Below are 21,005 nucleotides of genomic sequence, written 5' to 3'. Positions count from 1 at the left end.
GTGTGCTTACGCCAAACGGTGGAACTCGGCAGAGGCTACTCAGGGGTATCAGCTAACGATAGCGTCACAGAAAGAAGTTCGATGTTGAAAGTAGCCTTTTCCAGGTGCAGGCAAACACTTATGGGTGAAGTGATCAACGATCTTGCTAGTCAGGCCACCGGCTGGGGATTCCTGGACGTCTCGACGTCCTCCGGAAGGTCGTCGGACTCCTGGAGGCCGACTCGCTGCTGAAGCCGACGGAGCGGACCCGGCGCCCACCACGCCGCGTCGCCGAGCAACCGCATGACGGCGGGGACGAGCAGCATCCGCACGATGGTCGCGTCCAGCACGAGCGCGAGGATCATGCCGACGCCGACGAACCGCATCATCGCCACGTCGGAGAAGGCGAACGCGCCGGTGACCACGATCAGCAGCACGGCCGCCGCGCTGATCACGCGCCCGGTCTTGGCGATACCGGTGGCCACGGCCTCCGAGTTGCTCGCGCCCTTGGACTTCGCCTCGACCATCCGCGACATGAGGAAGACCTCGTAGTCGGTGGACAGGCCGAACACCACGGCCGCCATCAGCACCACGATCCCGGCTTCGAGCGGCCCCGGCGTCACCCCGATCAGGTCGGCGAGGTGGCCGTCCTGGAACACCCACACCAGCACGCCGAAGGTCGCCGACAGGCTCAGCGCGCTCATCACCACGGCCTTGACCGGCAGCAGCACCGAGCCGAACGCCAGGAACATCAGCAGCAGCGTCGCGCCGATCACCACGACCGCCATCAGCGGCAGCTGCTCGATGATCGCGTCCAGCGAGTCGGTCACCTGCGCGGTGATCCCGCCGACGAGGAGGTCGGTGTTCGGCGGCGGTGAGACCGCGCGGATCGCCACGACCGCGTCCTTGGCCGCGGCTCCCATCGAGTCGCCGGGCAGCTTCGCGCTCAGCGTCACGACGTCCTTGCCCGCCCCGGTCACCTGGACCGCGCTGACCCCGGGCACGTTGTCGACCGACGCGGCGAAGCTGGCGACCGCGCGCTGGTCCGGCGCCGAGCCGTCGCGGCTCTTGAGCACCAGCTGCGCGCCGTCGTTGGCCAGGCCGGGGAAGTTGTTGTTGAGCGTCTCGGTGGCCTGGCGGGTGGCGTTGGAGGCGGGCAGCACCTTCTCGGTGACCGCGCCGAAGCTCGCGCCGAGGAACGGGGCGCCGAGCAGCAGCAGGACCGCCACGATCGGCACCGCGACCAGGGCCGGGCGGCGCATCACGCCGGTGGCCAGCCTGTGCCAGCCGCGACCCTCCTCTGCGGCGGCGCGCTTCTGCTTGTTGCGCCACGGCAGGCCGAGCGAGTCCACCTTCTTGCCGAGCATCCCCAGCAGCGCGGGCAGCAGGGTCAGCGACACCAGCGCCGCGATGCCGACCGCCGCCATGCCGCCGTACGCGACCGACTTGAGGAAGCCCTGCGGGAACAGCAGGAGTCCGGCCAGCGCGATGACCAGCAGCGTCGCCGAGAACGCGACCGTGCGGCCCGCGGTGGCGACGGTGCGGCGCACGGCGTCGGGGGTCGAGCGGCCCGAGGCGATCTCCTCGCGGAAGCGCCCCACCATGAACAACCCGTAGTCGATCGCGAGCCCGAGTCCGAGCAGCGAGGCCACGTTCACCGCGAACGTGCTGACCTCGGCGAAGGAGGAGATGATCCGGATGACGCCGAGCGAGCCGAGGATCGCCAGGCCGCCGACGGCCACCGGCAGCGAGGCCGCGACCAGGCCGCCGAAGATCACCACGAGCAGGATCAGCGTGAGCGGGACCGACACCAGCTCGGCCTTGATCAGGTCGGTCTGGGTGGTCTCGTTGATCGCCGCGGCCATCGGCACGAACCCGGCGATCTCCGCGCGGGCGCCGTCGACCTGGAGCGCGTCCCGCAGCTCCGGGTACTGGCTGATCTTCTCGTTCTCGTCGGTGGACCTCAGGGTCACCACGGCGATCCCGCGCTTCTTCTCCGCGTCGGCGAACTGCGGCGCCCTGGTGTCCCAGTAGGACAGCACGCGCTCGACCTTGTCCGAGGGCAGCGCGCGCAGCCGCTCGGTGACCTTCGTGGCGAAGGCCTGGTCGTCCACGGTGCCGGTCGGCGCGGTGTAGATGACCGCGAGGTCACCGCCCTGGCGCCCGAGGGCTTCCTTGGCGGTGGCCGTCGCGCGCGCCGCCTCGCTGCCCGGGTCCTCGTAGCCGCCCTGCGAGAGCTGGCCGAAGACCCCGGCTCCCCAGGCCCCGCCGACGACGGTGAACAGCACGATCGCGATCGCCACCAGCCAGCGGCGGCGGTGGACGAGGGAACCCCACGAGACGAACACGATCGAGCCTCCGGCAACTGGTGGTCCGGCGAGCGCGGCGGCTACCGTGCGAGAGCCGGCGCGGTCAGTAAACGGTGTTCACTACCGTTCGTGACCGTACGCGACGGTGAACACCGTTTACAACCCGATGGGGTGAGGTATGACCGAGGGCACTCGGCGCGAGAAACTGCGGGCCGACACGGAGCGCGAGATCCTCGCCTGCGCGCGCCGCCTGCTCGTCGAGGACGGCAGCCACGCCGTGACGCTGCGCGCCATCGCCCGTGAGCTCGGCATCACCGCCCCCGCGCTGTACCGCTACTACGACTCGCGCGCCGACCTGCTGCGGCACGTCTGCGACGACATCTCCGCCGACCTCGCCGCGACCCTCACCCCGCAGATCGCCGCCGTCCCGCTCGACCAGCCCGCCGAACGCGTCTTCACCGTCTGCCGCGCCTTCCGCCGCTGGGCGCTCGCGCACCCCAGGGAGTTCACGCTCGTCTTCGCCACCAGCCCGGAGGAGACCAACACCCCGGTCAACCGCCCAGCCCAGGACCACTTCGGCCGGGTGTTCCTGGAGATCGCCGGGCAGCTGCTGTCCGAGCACAAGATCTTCCTGTCGGAGTCCCTCGACGTGCCCGAGCCCCTGCGCGCCGAGCTGGCCGCCTACCGCGACGACGTCAGCGCGAGCCTCGCCGCGACCGGCATCCGCGTGCCCGAGGAGAAGCTCCAGCTCGGCACCATCTACCTGATGCTCCAGTGGTGGGCGCGGTTGTACGGGCACGTGGCACTGGAGGTCTTCGGCCGCTTCCCGTTCGCGGTGCCCGACGCCGAACCCCTCTTCGAGTCCATGCTCACCGAACTCGCCTCCGTCGTCGGCTTCTCCTGACCCACCGGGCTCAGCGCGGCGGGAAGAGCACCACGTCGACCCCGGTCAGCGGTTCGAGGTGGGCGAGCAGCACGGAGTGCACGCGGTCCCAGTCAAGCTCGCCGAGCCCGCAGCCGAGCGCGGGCACCGCGACGGACGGGATCTCGTTCTCCCGCAAGGCGTCCGCGAGCGCGACGACTCCGGCCTCCACGTCCTCGATGCGGCTGCGCGAACGCCAGTGCCGCTTCGTCGGAAGATTGACTATCCACTGTGGACAGTTGCCTGCGCCCCGGTCGACCACGTGCGGCCGCCCGGGCGCGAGCCCGCCGCTGCCGCACAGCGCGCGGTACGGCTCGAAGATCTCCGGGAACCTGGACCGGAACTCCTTCGCGAGCCCCTTCCCCATGGTGCCGACGCAGTTCACCGGGTTGACCAGCGCAGCGACGGGCTCGTCGAAGAGGCTTCCGGACGAGGTTCTGACCATGCGCCGGACGCTACGTGCGACCCCTGACAGTCAGCCGCTGAACGGGACGGTGTTGGGCTTGCAGGTGGTGCCGGGTTGGGGGAGTGCGCCGGTCACGAGGTAGTCGGAGGTGGCGGTGATCGCGCAGGTCGACTGCTGCGCGGCGATGTGGCCCCAGCCCTCGGCGATCAGCAGGCGGCTGTTCAGCGTGCGGCTCAGCTCGACGGCTCCGGAGATCGGCGTCGCGGGGTCGTAGCGGTTGTTGATGATCAGCGCGGGCCGCGCGTTCTTCGGCCGCCACGGGCCGGTGTAGCGCTCCTTGGGCTTGGCCTGCCACGACGCGCACTGACTGGTCTCGTAGGCGCGCAGCGTCGCGAAGTTCGGCGCGATCCGCTCCCGGCGCTCGGCCGCCTTCCACCACGCGAGCGCGAACTTGGACGTGTCGTCGTCGTTGCACGTGAAGGCGCTGTAGGCCGGAGTCAGCTCGTTGTACGGGTTGTCGGGCTCGAACTCGTCCAAGTAGGACACCACCTGGGCCAGCTCGGAAGCCGCCTGGCCACCGGGTTCGGTGAGGGCGCGGTGGGTCAGGTCGAGCATGTAATCGATCCCCGACCACGCATCGGTTTGGTAGAGCCGCCCGCCGATGTACACGACGAGCTTGGAGTAGGTCAGCGAAACCGGCTTGCCCTCCGGCGTGGTCAACGCCAACGGCTCCGCACGGAGCGCCGCGAGCAGGTCGCGGTGGGCGCCAGGTCCGTACTTGGCGAACTGGCAGGTCTTTCCCTGCGCGCACAACCGCAGGAACTCGCGCATGGTGTCGCGGGTCGAGTTGTCCGTACCGCTCCGTTCGGACTGCACGGAGCCGATCGCGCCCGTCGTGGTGATCGCCGGGTTCACCACGCTGTCCAGCACCAAAGCCCCTGTGCGCGCGGGGAACATGTTGGCGTAGACGGTGCCGAGCGCGACGCCGTAGGACTGGCCGAGGAAGTTCAACCGCTGCTCGCCGAGCGCCGCGCGCACCAGGTCGAGGTCCCGTGCGACTGTGGCGGTCGACAGGTGGTCGAGGAGCTTTCCGCTGTGCTTGCGGCACTCCGACGCGAACTCGGCGTCCTTGGCGGCGCGCTTCATCACCTCGGCCAGGCTCACCGGAACCGTGGGCACACCAGCTCCGAACGCCGCGGCAGCCTCCGGAGTGGCGAAGCACTTCACGGTGGGCGTCGCCTTGCCAACGCCGCGCTGGTCGAGCGCGATCACGTCGTAGCGGTCCCACACGCGGTCGTCCCACGGCGCGGGCAGGTGCTTGCCCTTGATCAGCTCCAGGTACTGGATGGTGGAGAAGCCCGGACCGCCGCGGTTGACCACCACCGAGCCCAATCGCTCAGCCTGCTTGCGCGCGGGCGCCTTGACCAGCGCGAGCGTGACGCGTTCCCCGCGAGGATCGGCGTGGTCCAAAGGCACGTCGAGCGACGCGCACTTCAACTCCGCGCAGTCCTTCCACGACAACGGGTTCGCCTGCGCCGGCGTGGCGCACACCAGCACCGCCGCGCCCACGACGCCCGCCATGAGCAGCGCGCGACGCCGTCCCCCCGTTGCACCGATCATGAACCCGAACGTACCCAACAAAGCGCCGCCCACTGCGTTGTTTCACAGCGGGCGGCGCAGAGTTCACGAAAAGACTTGCTACAGCACCACGTTGACCAGGCGGCCGGGCACGACGATCACCTTGCGGGGCTCGCCACCGGCCAGCGCTGCGACGATCTTCTCCTCGGCCAGCGCGGCGGCCTTGACCTGGTCGACCCCCGCGTCGGCCGGAACGACCACGCGCGAGCGGACCTTGCCGTTGACCTGGATCGGGTACTCCACCGAGTCCTCGACCAGGTACCGCTGCTCGGCGACCGGGAAGGGCCCGTGCGCCAGGGATTCCGCCGAGCCCAGCCGCGACCACAGCTCTTCGGCCAGGTGCGGGCACAGCGGCGCCAGCATCAGCACCATCGCCTCGGCCACCTGGCGCGGCGTGCCCGCCTCGGCGGAGAAGCGCTTGGTGACGTGGTTGTTCAGCTCGATCAGCTTCGCGGCGGCGGTGTTGTTGCGCATGTTCTGGTAGTCCTCGCGGACCCCGGAGATCGCCTTGTGCAGCGCGCGCAGCGTGTCCTCGTCCGGCTCCGCGTCGGTGACGCGCAGCCCGCCGGACTCCTCGTCGATCAGGTTGCGCCACAGCCGCTGCAGGAACCGTTGTGCGCCAACGACGTCCTTGGTCGCCCACGGCCGGGACAGCTCCAGCGGCCCCATGGACATCTCGTACAGCCGGAAGGTGTCGGCGCCGTAGTTGTCGCACATCTCGTCCGGCGTGACGACGTTCTTCAGGCTCTTGCCCATCTTGCCGTACTCGCGGTTGACCTCCTGGTCCTGCCAGAAGTACTTGCCGTCACGCTCGACGACCTCTTCGGCGGGCACGTAGGAACCGCGCGAGTCGGTGTAGGCGTAGGCCTGGACGTAGCCCTGGTTGAACAGCTTCCGGTAGGGCTCCTCGGCCGTCACGTGGCCCAGGTCGAACAGCACCTTCTGCCAGAACCGCGAGTACAGCAGGTGCAGCACCGCGTGCTCGACGCCGCCGATGTACAGGTCGACGCCGCCGGGGTCGCTCGCGCCGTGCTTCGCCGGGTCCTTGCCGACCCAGTACTGCTCGGCGGCCGGGTCGCACAGCGTCTCGGCGTTGTACGGGTCGATGTAGCGCAGCTGGTACCAGCAGGAGCCCGCCCAGTTCGGCATCGTGTTGATGTCGCGGCGGTAGGTCTGCTTGCCCTCGCCCAGGTCCAGCTCGACCTCGACCCAGTCGGTGGCGCGGCCCAGCGGCGCGAACGGCTCGCTCTGCGCGTCCTCGGGGTCGAAGGTCTTCGGCGAGTAGTCGTCGACCTCGGGCAGCTCGATCGGCAGCATGCTCTCCGGCAGCGCGCGCGGCACGCCGTCGGCGCCGTAGACGATCGGGAACGGCTCGCCCCAGTAGCGCTGCCGCGAGAACAGCCAGTCGCGCAGCTTGTACTGCACGGTGCCCTCGCCGACGCCGCGCTCCTGCAGCCACTCGATGATCTTCGGCTTGGCCTCGGCGACCGTCATCCCGTCCAGGAAGCCGGAATTGATCGCCACCCCGTCACCGGTGAAAGCCTTGCCCTCGAAGCCTTCCGAGGGCTTGACGGTGCGGATGATGGGCAGCCCGAAGGCTTCCGCGAAGTCCCAGTCGCGGGTGTCCTGGCCGGGCACCGCCATGATCGCGCCGGTGCCGTAGCCGCTCAGCACGTAGTCGGCCACGAAGACCGGGATCTTGGCCCCGTTGACCGGGTTCTCCGCGTAGGCGCCGACGAAGACGCCCGTCTTGTCCTTGTTCTCCTGGCGCTCCAGCTCGGACTTCATCGAGGCGGCGCGGCGGTAGGTCGCGATCGCCTCGGCCGGGGTCGCCGCACCCGAGGTCCACCGAGCGTCCACATCGGACGGCCACGCGTCCGGGACCAGCGAGTCCACCAGCGGGTGCTCGGGCGCCAGCACCATGTAGGTCGCGCCGAACAGCGTGTCCGGGCGGGTGGTGAAGACCTCGATCGAGTGCTCACCGGAGGCGAAGCTGACCCGAGCGCCCTGGGAACGGCCGATCCAGTTGCGCTGCATGGCCTTGACCTTGTCCGGCCAGTCCAGCCGGTCCAGGTCGTCGACCAGACGGTCGGAGTAGGCGGTGATCCGCATCATCCACTGGCGCAGGTTGCGGCGGAACACCGGGAAGTTGCCGCGCTCGCTGCGGCCGTCGGCGGTGACCTCCTCGTTGGCCAGCACAGTTCCCAGGCCGGGACACCAGTTCACCGGCGCCTCGGACAGGTAGGCCAGGCGGAAGGAGTTCAGCTCGCGCTGCCGGTCCGAGGCGCTCAGCTCGGCCCAGGCGCGACCGTCGGAGGTGGCGCGCTCACCGGCGGCGAACTCCGCCTCCAGCTCGGCGATCGGCCGGGCGCGGTTCACCCGCGCGTCGAACCAGGAGTTGTAGATCTGCAGGAAGATCCACTGCGTCCACTTGTAGTAGCCGGGGTCGATCGTGGAGATCCGCCGCCGGTCGTCGTGGCCCAGGCCCAGCCTGCGGATCTGCCGCAGGTAGGTCTCGATGTTGGCCTCGGTGGTCTTGCGCGGGTGCTGCCCGGTCTGCACCGCGTACTGCTCGGCGGGCAGGCCGAAGGCGTCGAAGCCCATGGTGTGCAGGACGTTGCGGCCGTTCATCCGGTGGAAGCGGGCGAAGACGTCCGTGCCGATGAAGCCCAGCGGGTGGCCGACGTGCAGCCCGGCCCCGGAGGGGTAGGGGAACATGTCCTGGACGAACAGCTTCTCGCGACCGGCAGCGGCGCCCGGGTCGGCCAGGGAGCCAGCGGGGTTCGGCGCGTGGAACGTGCCGTTGTCCTCCCAGTGGTCCTGCCAACGCCGCTCGATCCGGCCGGCCAGCGCCGCGGTGTACCGGTGTGCCGGTACCGCGTCCTGGGTGCCGCTCTCGGCGGCTGCCTCGGTGCTCATCGTCGTTCCCTTTCCTTCCCGGGTGCGGGCGTCCCCGCGCGAACACTTCTGGCCCTAGCAACAACAAACCCCCCAGCCCAGGGAGGGCATGAGGGGTTGCCGCGCGGACCGTTCCTACGGTCAGCGCGGCTGGCTAAGGAGCAGAAAACCAGTGCTCACACCTTCAGAGTACTCCCCGTGTTCAACCCCCTTGGCGCCCGGGCTCGCGCGCCGGTCACCGGCTCCGCCGCTCCGGGGGAAGGATGTCGTGCACGATCAGCTTGACCACGACCTCGTCCGTCACCGACACCTCGGCGGTGGCCGTGCCGTCGGCGAAGGCCACCTGCCGGTAACTACCGCCGTCCAACTCGTAGCAGAAGATCGTCGGAGTCCGTGCCGTGGAGAACTCGACCCGCCAGTAGCGGGGGATTCCGGCGGCGGCGTACGCGGCCGGTTTCTCCAGTCGATCGGCCCTGACGGTCGAGGGTGACATCACTTCCACGGCGAGCAGGATCTCTTCGGCAGGCGTCACCACGGAATCGGTCAGCCCGCAGACCGCGACATCGGGAATGTAGCCGCGGTCGCCGACGCGGACGTTGATCCCGGTGACCGCGACCAGCCCGAGCCACTTGACCGCGTTCTGCAGAACGACCCTCAGTTCGTCCGCGACGTAGTTGTGCAGCATGGCCGGAGCTGGGCTCATGACGTAGTGCCCGTCGACAAGCTCAACGCGGTAACCCTCCACCGGCTCAAGGTTCAGCCAGTCGTCCAGGGTGTAGGGACCCAACTGCACGGCGCTGGACATCTCATTCACCGCCTCTCGCTGGTCTTCGTCGTCCACGTCTATTCTCCCGCGCTCTCCCGATTGCCAAAAGGGGAAGCCAAACGCACTCTAGGTAGCACTCGGAGCGAATCCTGAAGCAAGGAGTTTTGCCTCGTCAACGGGCTTCCCATCGACCCGGATCGCGTCCACGTACACACCTCGCCCCTGCATTTCCGCGTTGTTCCTTTGCCACCACCGCAAATGCACGGCGGTCGCGGGCAGAGTGGTCGACGCCCGCGCCCACGAGCGTCCCAGGAATCCGGAAACGGTGCCGGGCGAGGACCACGCGCCGTCGGAATCGCGCAGCGAGAAGGGAAGCGGTTGCCACGCGACACCGTCCGAGGACGTCTCCAACGAGAACGTGTCACCGGGTTCGGTGTCGACCCACAGGCCGAACTCCACGGCTGAGCCTCCCTTGACGGGCAGCGTCAAGGTGGAGGTCGGCGCGGTCGCCAACCACGCGGTGGGCCCGGACAGCGGCCGGACGGGCACCGATCGGGCCACGGCGTCGGCGATGGCCTGGCGCTGGGGACTCAGGGAGGGGCCGGACGACGTGGGGTGGACGCGGTTGGTCATCAAGATCAGGATCGAGCGCGTCACGGGATCGATGACCAGCGAAGTTCCCGTGAAACCGGTGTGCCCCACGGTCGACGGCGCGGCCATCGCGCCCATGAACGAGTGCTTGTAGATGTCGAGCCCGAGCCCACGATCGGCGCCGACGAACGCGGCGTTCCAGTTCGTGGTCATGGCGCGCACGCTGTCCGGCGACAGCACCTGTGCGGAGCCGTAGCGCCCGCCGTTGAGCAGCATCTGCGCGAACACGGCGAGATCGGCGGCGGTGCTGAAAACCCCCGCGTGGCCAGCGGTTCCACCGAGGTTCCAGGACGTCGAGTCGTGCACCACACCCCAGATCAGCCCGCGCGCGGCGGTGACCTGCGTCGCAGCGATGCGGCTGCGCAGAGACGACGGCGGGGTGTACATGGTGTCGCGCAAGCGAAGCGGCCCGGTGATGCCGTCAGCGACCAGCTCCGGCAGCGCGCGCCCGGACACCCGCTCCAGAACCTTGCCGACGATGATCAGGCTCAGGTCCGAGTACTCGTAACGGGTTCCCGGCGCCGAGCGCAGGCCGACGCGGTAGATCGCCGCGAGCCGCTCGGGAATCGTCGGGATGGAGCCGATCGCGAGCCCGGCGGGAAGCCCGGAGGTGTGCGTCAACACCTGCCGGAGCGTCACGTTCTCCTTGCCGTTGACGGCGAACTCCGGCAGGTGGCGAGCCACGGGTGCGTCGAGGTCGATGCGCCCGCGCTCGGCGAACTGCATCGCGACGACGCTGGTGAACAGCTTGGAGATCGACGCGACGTCGAAGATCGTGTCCGGCCGCATCGGCAACCGCGAAGCAGGCGGCAGCTCGCCGGTCTCGTTGTGCCGCAGCGCGTCCCCGAACGCGGAGTGCTCGAAGATCACGCCGTCCCGAACGCCGAGCACGACTCCGCCCGGATAAGGCCCGTCCTTCGCGATCGGAGCGAGCGGGGGCACGGCGGCGGTTCCCTTGCGCAGCACCTCGCTCGCCGCACCCCACGGCGAGCGAGGTCGCGGCAGCACGATTTCGCCGAGCACGGGGAGGTGGTCGGACACAGGGCTGACCAGCACGTCGATCGACCGGAACCGCACAGGCGAGGACGCGGTGATGTAGTCGATGCGCTTCTCCGGCGGGTCAACGGGATACGTGAGCCCGCCGGAGCGCCCGTGAACCGCCGACCACCCGTCGCTCAGCTCTGTCCACAGTGGACCAAGCTCGGGCGCGTCCGGGCCCGCGTTGAAGTCGCCGACGAGAATCCTCGGCGCGCCACGGTCCTGGCCGAGCACCTTCACCGTGTCCGCGACCTGCATCCGCCGCACAGCGGGATCGCCCCGGTAGTCCAGGTGCGTCGTGTAGACGTGGGTCCGCACTCCGTGGACGTCGATCACGATCTCCGGGAAGCCTGGCATCAGCTCGGGAACCGGATTGCCGCTCTGCGTGGAAAGCCGCGTGATCTTGTGGTTCTCCGCCGACAGGATCGGGAAGCGGCTCAACAGCGCGACACCGAACTGCCGTCGAGGTTTGCCCGCCTGCACCGGGTCGAGGTCGTAGATCGGCGCGAAGAACACGTGCATCCCCAGCGCGGACGCGAGCGAGGACGCCTGGTCGGCCCAGTTGCTCCGCTCCGACCAGTGCACGTCGACCTCTTGCAGGCCAACGACATCCGCCTTGGTGGCACGGATCGTCTGCGCGACGCGGGTCAGGTCGAGCCGGTTGTCCACGCCGATGCCGGTGTGGATGTTGAACGACAGCACCCGCAGACCGGCAGGTGAAGCGAGCGCGGCCGTCCCGGTGAGCAGGAGCGCCGCGACGACGAGGAGAACGAGGCGGCGCATCAGATCCTCCAGCTCAGCCCGTGGCCGAACGCGAAGTGGCCGGGCACCGTCACGGGGAGCTTGCCGCGCGGAGCGACCTCGCCGTAGATGACGCGAGCCGCCGACTCCAACGCCGGGCGCGAGTAGGAGTACGTGGCCAAGTACGTCCCGGTCAGCGAAGCGGCTTCGTAGGGCTCGCGGACGCCGATCACCACGACGCGCTTCCCCGTGCCCTGCAAGGCTTTGACCAGCTGTTGCTGTTCGACGGAGGCGTTGTTGGTGATGACGACGTTGAGGTCGGCGGCAGCCGCGACGGCCGCGTCGATCTGCGCCTGCGTCGGCTTCGCCCCGGTCGGCAGCACGGTCGTGGCCGCACCTCGCCGTGCCAGGGACTCGCCGAGCTTGGCCGGAGCCGGTTCTGCCGCCGTTCCCCACCCCGTGACCAGGACCTTCGACGGCTTGTCCCGCAAAGGCAACACCGAGTTGCGCAGCACGGTCGTGCCACGATCAGCGACCTCCTGCGCGGCGCGGAGGCTCCCGGGCATGCCCACGACCGGCTTCGGGTCGACGAAGCGGTTGGCGAACAACCCGCGCTGGCGCTTCATCTTGAGGATGCGGCGCACTGACTCGTCGATCCGCGCCTCCGTCAGCTCGCCGTCGCGCACCGCCTTGAGCACGGCGTTGTAGGCGAGGTCGATGTTCGGCGGCTTCAGCAGCTGGTCGACGCCCGCCTTCAGCGCGAGCACCGGAACGCGCGCGTCGCCGTACTTCTGTCGCACGCCGGCCATGCCGAGCGAGTCGGTCACCACCACGCCCCGGAAGCCCAGCTTCTCGCGGAGCAGGCCGGTGATGATCGGCTCGGACAGCGTCGCCGGATCGCCGGAGGCGTCGAGCGCGGGCACGACGAGGTGGCCGGTCATGATCGAGTCGATGCCGCTGGCGATGGCCGCGCGAAACGGGGGAGCGTCGAGCCGTTCCCACTGCTCCCGGCTGTGGTTGATCACCGGGATGCCGGTGTGGCTGTCCACGTTGGTGTCGCCGTGGCCGGGGAAGTGCTTGGCGGTCGCGACCACGCCGCCGCGCTGGTAGCCCTCGACCTGAGCGGCGGTCAGCCGCGCAGCGAGCTTCGGGTCCTCGGCGAAGGACCGCGCGCCGATCACCGGGTTGGCCGGGTTGACGTTGACGTCCGCGTCGGGCGCGTAGTTCTGGTTGATGCCCAGCGCGCGCAGCTCCCGCCCGGCGATCCGTCCGGCGTCCTCGGCGAGGTCGGCGGAGCGCGAGGCGCCCAGCGCCATGCTGCCGGGGAACTGCGTCGCGGGTTCGCCGACGCGGTAGACCACGCCGTGCTCCTGGTCGGTGCTGATCAGCAGGGGCAGCTTCGACGCGGTCTGGAGCCCGTTGGATAACCCGGCGGTCTGCGCGGGTTTGTCGGTGTTGCCCGCCCACGCGAAGTAGATGACACCGCCGAGGTGGTACTTCTCGATGAGCTGCTTGGCGTTGTCGACGCCGAGTTCCTTGCGGTTGGCGGCCACGTGCGCCGGGTCGGTGGTGTCGGCGGTGGCCCCGTAGGCGTAGGTGACGAAGAGCTGGCCGACCTTCTCTTCGAGGCTCATCCGCGACTCCTCGGCCGCCGACGCCGGGGTGGCGGCGGCGACCGAGAGCGCGGTCACGAGTCCGATCAGGTGAAGTCTTTTCGCCATGTCGACTCTCCCGGTGAGTTGCTGACAACTCCGGGAGTGGACGCTACGGCCAGCGCAGCGCGAGCGCGATCACCTGAGTGGCCTCCTCCTGCGTGAAGTTGTCGTCCCCCACCAGCACCAACGACCGCTCACCCGTGGACAGCGGCGGGCCCCAGGTCATGCCCTCGATGTTGAACACCGCCTTCATCGGCAGCTCGGCCAGATCCAGCAGCAGCCGCTTGCTCACGGGCTTGACCTGCGTCTTCGCCAGCGAGTCCACGTCCTTCACGTCAGTGGCGCCGCGCGTGGAGATCTCGTAGACGCGTGCCTTGTAGCCCGGACCGGGCACGTAGGTCCGCTCCAGCACCAGGTAGCGGCTCGGGTCGACGGGGTCGGCCAGGATCGACGCGACGCCGGTGTCCGCGTGCCACGGGCTGCTCGGATCGGACTCCGCGTACAGCGGTTCCTGCTTGTAGGCGTGCTGCGCGAAGACTCCACCGCCGCGCGAGTGCAGGGTGATCCGCGAGAGCGCGCCCGCCTTCGTGGTCGGCACCGGGCCGTCCTCCAGCAGCGGCCCCTCCATCGCGCTGGTCAGCACCGCGCCGCGACGGCTGAAGGTGATCGCTTCGAGCACCAGGTTCTGCCGGGGGCCGCGCTCCGCCGTGACCTGGTAGTTCGCCGGGAGGGGGAGTTCACCCGCGTGCGCCCCGGTGCGCTCGGCCCGGTGGATCGTCGGCTGGATCGTCGGGTTGGCGCGGTTGCCCTCCTGGCTGATCCAGTACTGACCGCTCCACGGGTCGACCCGGATCTCCTCGGGGTCGATCCCGTTCAGCGGGTAGGTCGAGCCGTCCGGGCGGCGCAGCGGCTGGGTGCCGGTGAAGCGCACCGAGCGCAGCGCGGTCCTGTCGATGTCGATCCGCGCGCGGTAGACCCGCGCCGGTTGCAGGTAGGAGCGGTCGTCGCTGATCAGGACGTACTCGCCGCCCCTGGGGTCGTAGTCGATGCCGGAGAGCCCGCCGACCGTCGTTCCCTGGAAGTCGAGCTTGAACGGGACGACCTGCTCGCCGAGGAAGCGCACGCCCGGCGCCGCGCTCGCGACGGCCGGGGTGAGCAACGCGGCCAGCAACGCGAACGCGGCGGCCAGTGATCGAGTTCTCATGCTCTCGACCGAACTGACCGCCGCGTTCCGGCGCAGCTACCCGGTTCAGCGAACCGCCAGGGCAATCACCTGGGTCACCTGGTTCTTCGCGAAGTTGTCGTCGCTGACCAGCACGAGCGTCCGCTCCCCCGTGGGCAGGCGCGGGCCCCAGCTCATCCCCTCCACGTTGTCCACAGTGGACAGCTTCATCGACGCGAGGTCGACGAGCAGGCGCTTGCGCACCGGCTTGAGCTTCCTGTCGTCCTTCAGCGAGCCGAGCCGCTTCACGTCGGTGGCACCGGAGGTGTCCACCTCGTAGACGCGGATGCTGTTGGCCGGAGTCGCGCCTGTGGAGAACGACCGCTCCATGACCAGGAACTTCGTCGGGTCGAACTGGTTCACCGCGAGGATCGCGTCCACACCGTTGACGAAGAAGCCGCCCGCGGGGTTCGGCGCGGCGTGCACCTTGTCCAGCGGGTAGGCGTACTGCGAGAGCACCCGCCCGGCGAAGCGGTCCTGGACGGTGATCCGCGACAGCGCGCCGTCGGTCAGCGTCGGGTCGACGCCGTCCTGGATCAGCGGGCCCTCCATCGAGCTGACCACCAGCGAGCCGCCCGCGGCGAAGGTCAGGCCCTCCAGCACGGCGTTGCGGCGCGGACCCACCTCCTGCGCGGACATCTTCAGGTTCGGCGCGAGGGGGAGCTGCCGGACGAACGTGCCGTCCTTGCGGACCGCGCCGACGGTCGGATCGACGAGCACCGGCTTGTCCCCGGTGGTGCGATCTCCCTCACTGGTCCACCAGTAGTCACCGGTCCACGGGTCGATCCGGATGTCCTCGGGATCGGTCGACCGGGCGGGGTCCTTGCCGTACGCCGGGAAGGTGCTGCCATCGGCGCGGAGCAACGGCTTGGTCCCGGTGATCTCGACGCCGCGCAGGGCGTCCTCGGTGATGTCGATCTTGGCGGTGTAGAACCGCGCGGGCTGCCGGTCTGACCTGTCGTCGCTGATCAGGACGTACGTGCCGGTCTTCGGGTCGTAGTCGATCCCGGAGAGACCGCCCACCGTCGTGCCCTGGTAGTCCTGCGCGAACGGAACGAGGTGCTCGCCCAGCAGGCGCACCCCGGGGGAGTGCGCGGAGGCGGGCGCCGCAGAGGCCAGCAGGAGCGCTGTGGTCGTGGCGAGGGCCACGGGGAGAAGACGTCGCAGCATGACGCGGAGCACACCCCATTCGGATGACGGCAAGGTTGCTGAGCGGTGGAGCGTAGAGGACACCTGCCCTCGCTTACCCTCGTGGCGTGACGAACGCTGCTGGGATCGACGCGCCCGCCCCCTTCATCGTGCAGACCGCGCTCGGCGCGGTGCTCATCGTGGCGGGGCTGGCCGTCGCGGTGATCGGCGCGCTCGGGCTGCTCAGCCGACTGCCGCGCAACCGCTTCGCCGGGGTGCGCACCGAGGCGAGCATGCGGGACGACGACACCTTCCGCGCCGCCAACCGGGTGGCCGGGCTGCCGTTCCTGGCCGCCGGAGCCGTCGCGGCCGTCGCGGGCGGGATCGCCATCGCCGTCCCCGACGCGCTGGCCACGGTGATCATCATGGTGATCGGCGTCGTCGGGCTGTTCGGGATGATGATGGCGGGCGGTTCGCTCGGCAACCAGGCAGCGGCGGCGGTGCCGGAGAAGCCCGCCGGTGGCTGCGGCGGCTGCTGCGGCGGCGGCTGCGCTAAGGCCCTGCTGGGCGGCTGAGCAGCTCGTAGGTGTCGTCGGCGATCTCGCGGACGACCTCGACCAGCTCGACACCTGCCTGCCAGCGCACCGGGATCACGCCGACGCCGTCGCGGGCGCCGAGCAGGTTGCCGCAGATCGCCCCGGTGGAGTCCGAGTCCCCGGAGTGGTTGACCGACAGCAGCAGCGCGTCCTCGAAGTCCTTGCCGACGAGCGCGCAGCAGACCGCGATCGCCAGCGCTTCCTCGCCGACCCAGCCCCCGCCGAGCGTCTCAAGGTCCTCCGGCGTCGGCCTTCCTCTCGCGGCGAGCGCACGAGCCTGGGTCAGCGCGTTCAGCGTCTCCTCGTGGCGCGGGTGTTTGCGCAGCTCAGCCGTTGCGCTGTCGAGCGCGGTCGGCAGGTCCGCCCCGCGCAGCAACAGGCTCGTCATGGCCGCGAACACGCCCGCCGACAGGTAGCCCGAGGGGTGTCCGTGGGTGAGCGCGGCGACGGCCGAGCCCAGCCAGAACGAGTCGCTGACGTAGGAGCTGAAGATCCCGGCGGGCGCCGCGCGCATGACCCCGCCGCAGCCCTTGGAGTCGTTGATCGGGTCCGTGGTGGTGCCGACCTTGCCGTAGGTGCTCGCGCGCAGGGCGGTCACGCAGGTGTGCCCGGGGGCGCGCTGGCTGTGCAGCTCCTGCACGTGCACCAGCTTTCCCGCGGGCTCAGGCTCGACGTCCTTCGTGGACCGCGAGACCTCCTCCCACGGGAAGCCCTGGGTGTGCAGCCAGCGAAGGTACGCGCGCAGCACGGACGGCACCGGGTTGCCCGCGCGGTCGGAGAGCAGCAGCCCTTCCAGCGTGAACAGCGTCATCTGGGTGTCGTCGGTGATCGCGCCGCCGTCCCTGCGGTAAGCGCCGTCGAAGTCGCGGGACCCCTGCTCGCCGTAGCGGTTGCGGATGTCGCGCAACGACATGAACTCCACCGGGGCGCCGAGCGCGTCTCCGACGGCTCCGCCGAGCAGGCAGCCCAGCAGGCGGTCCTTGGTCAGTTGCACTTCACGTCCTCCGGGTAGGTGGCCAGCAGCGACAGGGGCATTCCCTGTCGACGCAGCACACGGCCCCAGAGATCCGCGCCAGGGGGATTGAGCACATCGTTGGGCAGCGCGGGAACCACGAACCAGTCGTCGCGCTCGATCTCCTCCTCCAGCTGACCGGAGCTCCAGCCCGAGTACCCGGCGAACACCCGCAGGCCGCGCACGCGGGGCATCAGCTCCTCGGGCTCGATGTCCAGGTCGACCAGCGCGACCGGCCCGCTGACCTGGATCAGCCCGTCCAGCGACGCCACGTCCTCGCCCGCCCGTAACGCCGCCAGGCACAGGGCCGTCTTCTGCTCGACCGGCCCGCCGACGAAGACCGCCTGCGGCTTGCTGGCGTGCTCGCCCCACACCGGCAGCACGTCGTGCACGGCGATCTCGCTCGGCCTGTTCAGCACGACGCCGAGGGTGCCCTCGTCGCGGTGGTCTATGACGTAGACGACCGTTCGGCGGAAATTGGGATCGACCAGGCTGGGGGTCGCGACGAGCAGCGTTCCCGGCTCGACCTCTACCTCGGCTTGCACGCCGACCATGATCCCACTCACCTTCTCTGCCGCCGACAACCGCGCCGGAAAGCCGCGTTCCCCTGTACGGGGTCGCGGGCTCGTGCTCGGTGTCGTCGGCCCCGTACCCTCGGTCCGTGACGACCGCCACGGGGGACCCGGCCGCCGCAGAACCCTCGACGAAGCCGCCCCGGCTCGGCCTGCGCCGACTGCTCGGCACCCCCGGCTACGCCAGGTTGTTGATCACGCGGTTCCTCGCCCACTGGGGCGACGGCGTCTTCCAGGCGGGCATCGGCGGCGCCGTGCTGTTCAACCCCGAGCGCGAGGCCGATCCGCTGGCCATCGCGGCTGGTTTCGCCGTGATCCTGCTGCCGTACTCGCTGGTCGGACCGTTCGCGGGCGCGCTGCTCGACCGGTGGGACCGGCGCCAGGTGCTGTTGGTCGCGAACCTCCTGCGCGGCGCGCTCATCCTGCTGGTCGCCGTTGCGGTCGGCACCGGGGTCGCCGGGCTGCCGCTGTACGCGAGCGCGCTGCTCGTGATGGGCGTGAGCCGCTTCGTCGGCGCCGGTCTGTCCGCGTCGCTGCCGCACACCATGGACGAGAAGCACCTCGTCGAGGCCAACGCCATCCTCGCGACCGGTGGTGCCGCCATGGCCGCCGTCGGCGGTGGCTGCGCCTTCGCGCTGCGCTCGGTCTTCGGCGGTGACGACTTCGGCTCCGCGTGGGTGACCGCGTGCGCCGTGTTCGGCTCCGTGTTCGCCGCACTGGCCGCCTCCGGCTTCGCCAAGGGCTCGCTCGGCCCCGATGAGCGCGACGAGCCCGCGAAGGCCGTCACCGCGATCGCCCACGGCCTGATCGACAGCGGCAAGGTCGCCGCGCGCACCCGCAGCGTCGCCACCGGCTTCGCCGCGCTGATCGCCCACCGTGTCGGCTTCGGAACGTCGATGCTGCTCGGACTGCTGCTCATGCGCTTCGCCTTCACCGACGTCGGCTGGCTCAAGGCCGGGATCGCTGGGGTCGGCGAAGCGCTGGCCGCCGGAGCGGTCGGCCTGGTGCTCGCCGCCTTCATCACCGCGCCCGCCGTGCACCGCTTCGGCAGGAAGGCCACCGTCTGCGGCGCGCTGTTCGTCTCCGCCGCCGCTCAGCTCGGACTCGGCCTGATCATGACGCTGCCCAGCATCCTCGGCGCCGTGCTCGTCGTCGCGTGCTGCAGCCAGATCATCAAGCTCTGCGTGGACTCCGCCGTGCAGCACGACGTCGGCGACGAGGCGCGGGGGAGGGTGTTCGCGCTCTACGACGCGCTGTTCAACCTGACCTTCGTCAGCGCGATCACCGTGACCGCGCTGCTCGTCGCCCCCGACGGCAGGTCCCCCGAGCTGATGGCGGCGGGCGCCTGCGCCTACCTCGTCGGCCTCGCCGCCTACCTGCTCGTCGACCGCCGCATGAGCCGCCGCACCGCCTGACCGCCACGGGGTTCAGGCGTCTTCAAGGCCCCCGAACCCCGCACTCGTGCTGACGATCACGGAGACAGCTGCCCCGACGATCCCGACCACCGAAGGCGACGCGGACGAGGTGGTCCGCGCGGGCCACGGCCGATGCCGGTTGTGCCGCTGCACCACTTCTCCGCCCACGAGCAGGGCGTCTAGTCGTCCTTCTTCTTGGACTTCAGCAGGACCTTGGTCGTCTTCGGGACGACGGAACCGGCTGCGGGCTCCTGGGTGACGACGACCCAGTTCCTGTCGTTGATCAGCAGGCGCTTGCGGCCGGTCGCGTCCTCCTCCGCGAGGTTGCGCAGACCGGCCGCCTGCATCGTGTCCTGGGCCTTCTGGTGTTCCATGCCGACGACGTTCGGCACCGTCACGTCACCCGAGGCCACCGGAGCCTTCGCCACCGTGGTCGTCGTGGTGGTGACGGGAGCGGCCGGTGGCGGCGCGGTGGTCGGTCTACATCCCACCAGCGCGACGACGGACAGCGCGACGACAACGAACTTCCTGATCATGCGACCCCCCTTGGTCGGCCTCAGGAACCCCCGTCGCCCAGCCCCTTCGCCTTGGCCCACTCCTTGAGCTCGGCCTCGGCCTCGTCCCTGCTGAGCGGTCCCCTGTCGAGGCGCAGTTCCTTGAGGTGCTTCCAAGCCTGGCCCACCAGCGGGCCGGGGGACAGGCCCAACAGGCTCATGATCTCGTTGCCGTCGAGGTCCGGGCGAACCCTGTTGAGGTCCTCTTCGGCGGCGATCCTGGCGATCCGCTCCTCGAGGCCGTCGTAGGTGCGCTGCAACGCCCCGGCCTTGCGCCGGTTGCGGGTGGTGCAGTCCGCGCGCACTAGCTTGTGCAACCGAGAGAGCAGATCACCCGCATCGGTGACATAGCGGCGAACCGCGGAATCGGTCCACTCGCCCTTGCCGTAGCCGTGGAAGCGCAAATGCAGATAGACCAGCTGCGCGACGTCCTCGACGATTTCCTTGGAGTACTTCAGCGCGCGCAGCCGCTTGCGCACCATTTTCGCGCCGACCACCTCGTGGTGGTGGAAGCTCACCCCGCCACCGGACTCGAAACGCCTGGTCGCGGGCTTGCCGATGTCGTGGAGCAGCGCGGCCAGGCGCAGCACCAGATCCGCGCCGTCCTCTTCGAGGTCAATCGCTTGATCAAGAACAACCAGCGAGTGGTGGTAGACGTCCTTGTGCTGATGGTGTTCATCGATTTCCAGCCGCATCGCGGGAACTTCTGGCAGCACGTGGTCCGCGAGACCCGTGTCCACCAGCAGTTCCACGCCCCTGCGCGCGTGCTCGCCGCAGAGCAGCTTCGACAGCTCCGCCTGCACGCGCTCAGCGGTGACGCGGTTGATCTCCTCGGCCATGCCGCGCATCGCCTCGACCACCCTCGGCGCGACGGCGAAACCGAGCTGGGCCACGAAGCGGGCGGCGCGCAGCATGCGCAGCGGGTCGTCGGCGAAGGACTCGTTCGGCGGAGCCGGGGTGTCGAGCACCTTCGCGGCCAGCGCCTCGCGGCCGCCGTGCAGGTCGACGAAGCGGCGCGAGGGCAGCTCGACGGCCATCGCGTTGACGGTGAAGTCCCGCCGCAGCAGGTCGCCGTCGATGGTGTCGCCGAAGACCACCTCGGGGTTGCGGCTCACCCGATCGTAGGTATCGGCGCGGAAGGTCGTGACCTCCAGCGTGCTGCCGTTCTTGACGATGCCGAGGGTGCCGAAGGCGATACCGGTGTCCCAGACGGCGTCCGCCCAGCCGGCCACCACGCGCTGCACCTGCTCGGGGCGCGCGTCGGTGGTGAAGTCCAGGTCGTTGCCCTCGCGGCCGAGCAGCAGGTCGCGCACGCTCCCGCCGACGAGGAACAGCCGATGGCCCGCCGCGGCGAAGCGCTCGCCGAGCTCGTCGGCGAGGGGGGCTATCCGAAGCGGTTCCACGGGGGCGTCCTGCTCGGTTGCTGCGGAGGGGGCTGCTGGTCCGGACACGAGAAGCGAGCATATGGCAGCCCGCCCACTGACTTCGCGGCTCGTCATCACC

General features: G+C 69.9%; 16 protein-coding genes. 3 read left to right on the top strand and 13 right to left on the bottom strand.

Annotation, left to right across the window (positions count from 1 at the left end):
- Positions 1 to 149 precede the first annotated feature (149 nt).
- On the bottom strand, positions 150 to 2,327 hold the full coding sequence (locus ABD798_RS08540) for an MMPL family transporter (protein ID WP_344872400.1): 2,178 nt from the start codon (positions 2,325 to 2,327) through the stop codon (positions 150 to 152).
- A 139-nt stretch (positions 2,328 to 2,466) separates the two neighbouring features.
- On the opposite strand from ABD798_RS08540, the gene ABD798_RS08535 reads away from it, so the two are divergent.
- Positions 2,467 to 3,192, top strand: a complete 726-nt coding sequence (locus tag ABD798_RS08535) for a TetR/AcrR family transcriptional regulator (protein ID WP_344872398.1) — start codon at positions 2,467 to 2,469, stop codon at positions 3,190 to 3,192.
- A gap of 10 nt (positions 3,193 to 3,202) precedes the next feature.
- Here the strand turns inward: ABD798_RS08535 and ABD798_RS08530 are convergent, their stop codons facing one another.
- The 8 genes from ABD798_RS08530 to ABD798_RS08495 form a co-directional block, all read right to left on the bottom strand.
- Positions 3,203 to 3,655, bottom strand: coding sequence for a macro domain-containing protein (locus ABD798_RS08530; protein WP_344872397.1), 453 nt, complete (start codon positions 3,653 to 3,655; stop codon positions 3,203 to 3,205).
- Between the two features lie 30 nt (positions 3,656 to 3,685).
- A complete protein-coding gene (locus ABD798_RS08525; RefSeq protein ID WP_344872396.1) occupies positions 3,686 to 5,236 on the bottom strand; it encodes an alpha/beta hydrolase in 1,551 nt (516 codons plus the stop codon).
- Positions 5,237 to 5,314: 78 nt separating this feature from the next.
- Complete coding sequence (leuS, locus tag ABD798_RS08520; RefSeq protein WP_344872394.1) at positions 5,315 to 8,173, bottom strand: leucine--tRNA ligase; 2,859 nt, start codon at positions 8,171 to 8,173, stop codon at positions 5,315 to 5,317.
- Positions 8,174 to 8,387: 214 nt separating this feature from the next.
- Complete coding sequence (locus tag ABD798_RS08515; RefSeq protein ID WP_344872392.1) at positions 8,388 to 8,993, bottom strand: Uma2 family endonuclease; 606 nt, start codon at positions 8,991 to 8,993, stop codon at positions 8,388 to 8,390.
- Between the two features lie 51 nt (positions 8,994 to 9,044).
- Complete coding sequence (locus ABD798_RS08510; protein ID WP_344872390.1) at positions 9,045 to 11,390, bottom strand: serine hydrolase; 2,346 nt, start codon at positions 11,388 to 11,390, stop codon at positions 9,045 to 9,047.
- Positions 11,390 to 13,069 (bottom strand): glycoside hydrolase family 3 protein, encoded by a 1,680-nt coding sequence (locus ABD798_RS08505; RefSeq protein WP_344872388.1) that lies wholly within the window; start codon positions 13,067 to 13,069, stop codon positions 11,390 to 11,392. The genes ABD798_RS08510 and ABD798_RS08505 overlap by 1 nt, the downstream gene beginning before the upstream one ends.
- A gap of 43 nt (positions 13,070 to 13,112) precedes the next feature.
- Positions 13,113 to 14,207 carry an esterase-like activity of phytase family protein gene (locus tag ABD798_RS08500; protein WP_344872386.1) on the bottom strand — a complete coding sequence of 365 codons (1,095 nt, stop codon included), beginning with the start codon at positions 14,205 to 14,207 and terminating at the stop codon, positions 13,113 to 13,115.
- Positions 14,208 to 14,252: 45 nt separating this feature from the next.
- Positions 14,253 to 15,395, bottom strand: a complete 1,143-nt coding sequence (locus ABD798_RS08495; RefSeq protein ID WP_344872384.1) for an esterase-like activity of phytase family protein — start codon at positions 15,393 to 15,395, stop codon at positions 14,253 to 14,255.
- An 86-nt stretch (positions 15,396 to 15,481) separates the two neighbouring features.
- On the opposite strand from ABD798_RS08495, the gene ABD798_RS08490 reads away from it, so the two are divergent.
- The gene (locus ABD798_RS08490; protein ID WP_344872382.1) at positions 15,482 to 15,928 is read left to right on the top strand and encodes an SdpI family protein; all 447 of its coding nucleotides are present in this window, start codon (positions 15,482 to 15,484) and stop codon (positions 15,926 to 15,928) included.
- Here ABD798_RS08490 and ABD798_RS08485 read toward each other — a convergent pair.
- Together ABD798_RS08485 and ABD798_RS08480 are read right to left on the bottom strand one after the other, a co-directional pair.
- Positions 15,906 to 16,943 (bottom strand): ADP-ribosylglycohydrolase family protein, encoded by a 1,038-nt coding sequence (locus tag ABD798_RS08485; RefSeq protein ID WP_344872380.1) that lies wholly within the window; start codon positions 16,941 to 16,943, stop codon positions 15,906 to 15,908. The genes ABD798_RS08490 and ABD798_RS08485 overlap by 23 nt on opposite strands.
- Complete coding sequence (locus ABD798_RS08480) at positions 16,934 to 17,515, bottom strand: YqgE/AlgH family protein (protein WP_344872378.1); 582 nt, start codon at positions 17,513 to 17,515, stop codon at positions 16,934 to 16,936. Before ABD798_RS08480 ends, ABD798_RS08485 begins: the two co-directional genes overlap by 10 nt.
- 107 nt (positions 17,516 to 17,622) lie before the next feature.
- Between ABD798_RS08480 and ABD798_RS08475 the strand changes: the two genes are divergently transcribed.
- Positions 17,623 to 18,948 (top strand): MFS transporter, encoded by a 1,326-nt coding sequence (locus ABD798_RS08475; protein ID WP_344872376.1) that lies wholly within the window; start codon positions 17,623 to 17,625, stop codon positions 18,946 to 18,948.
- Positions 18,949 to 19,127: 179 nt separating this feature from the next.
- On the opposite strand, the gene ABD798_RS08470 is transcribed toward ABD798_RS08475, so the two are convergent.
- Both ABD798_RS08470 and ABD798_RS08465 read right to left on the bottom strand, forming a co-directional pair.
- The gene (locus tag ABD798_RS08470; RefSeq protein WP_344872374.1) at positions 19,128 to 19,484 is read right to left on the bottom strand and encodes a PASTA domain-containing protein; all 357 of its coding nucleotides are present in this window, start codon (positions 19,482 to 19,484) and stop codon (positions 19,128 to 19,130) included.
- A gap of 20 nt (positions 19,485 to 19,504) precedes the next feature.
- A complete protein-coding gene (locus ABD798_RS08465) occupies positions 19,505 to 21,001 on the bottom strand; it encodes a CCA tRNA nucleotidyltransferase (protein WP_344872372.1) in 1,497 nt (498 codons plus the stop codon).
- Positions 21,002 to 21,005 lie beyond the last annotated feature (4 nt).

The sequence above is a fragment of the Allokutzneria multivorans genome (assembly GCF_039537405.1).
Classification (GTDB): domain Bacteria; phylum Actinomycetota; class Actinomycetes; order Mycobacteriales; family Pseudonocardiaceae; genus Allokutzneria; species Allokutzneria multivorans.
This window is presented reverse-complemented; position numbering and strand designations above follow the sequence as displayed.

Bases quoted from the DNA above. Each gene is read 5' to 3' on its own strand.
- ABD798_RS08535 (WP_344872398.1), top strand. From the start codon at position 2,467: ATGACCGAGGGCACTCGGCGCGAGAAACTGCGGGCCGACACGGAGCGC.
- ABD798_RS08530 (WP_344872397.1), bottom strand. From the start codon at position 3,655: ATGGTCAGAACCTCGTCCGGAAGCCTCTTCGACGAGCCCGTCGCTGCG.
- ABD798_RS08525 (WP_344872396.1), bottom strand. From the start codon at position 5,236: ATGATCGGTGCAACGGGGGGACGGCGTCGCGCGCTGCTCATGGCGGGC.
- leuS (WP_344872394.1), bottom strand. From the start codon at position 8,173: ATGAGCACCGAGGCAGCCGCCGAGAGCGGCACCCAGGACGCGGTACCG.
- ABD798_RS08510 (WP_344872390.1), bottom strand. From the start codon at position 11,390: ATGCGCCGCCTCGTTCTCCTCGTCGTCGCGGCGCTCCTGCTCACCGGG.
- ABD798_RS08505 (WP_344872388.1), bottom strand. From the start codon at position 13,069: ATGGCGAAAAGACTTCACCTGATCGGACTCGTGACCGCGCTCTCGGTC.
- ABD798_RS08500 (WP_344872386.1), bottom strand. From the start codon at position 14,207: ATGAGAACTCGATCACTGGCCGCCGCGTTCGCGTTGCTGGCCGCGTTG.
- ABD798_RS08495 (WP_344872384.1), bottom strand. From the start codon at position 15,395: ATGCTGCGACGTCTTCTCCCCGTGGCCCTCGCCACGACCACAGCGCTC.
- ABD798_RS08480 (WP_344872378.1), bottom strand. From the start codon at position 17,515: ATGGTCGGCGTGCAAGCCGAGGTAGAGGTCGAGCCGGGAACGCTGCTC.
- ABD798_RS08470 (WP_344872374.1), bottom strand. From the start codon at position 19,484: ATGATCAGGAAGTTCGTTGTCGTCGCGCTGTCCGTCGTCGCGCTGGTG.
- ABD798_RS08465 (WP_344872372.1), bottom strand. From the start codon at position 21,001: ATGACGAGCCGCGAAGTCAGTGGGCGGGCTGCCATATGCTCGCTTCTC.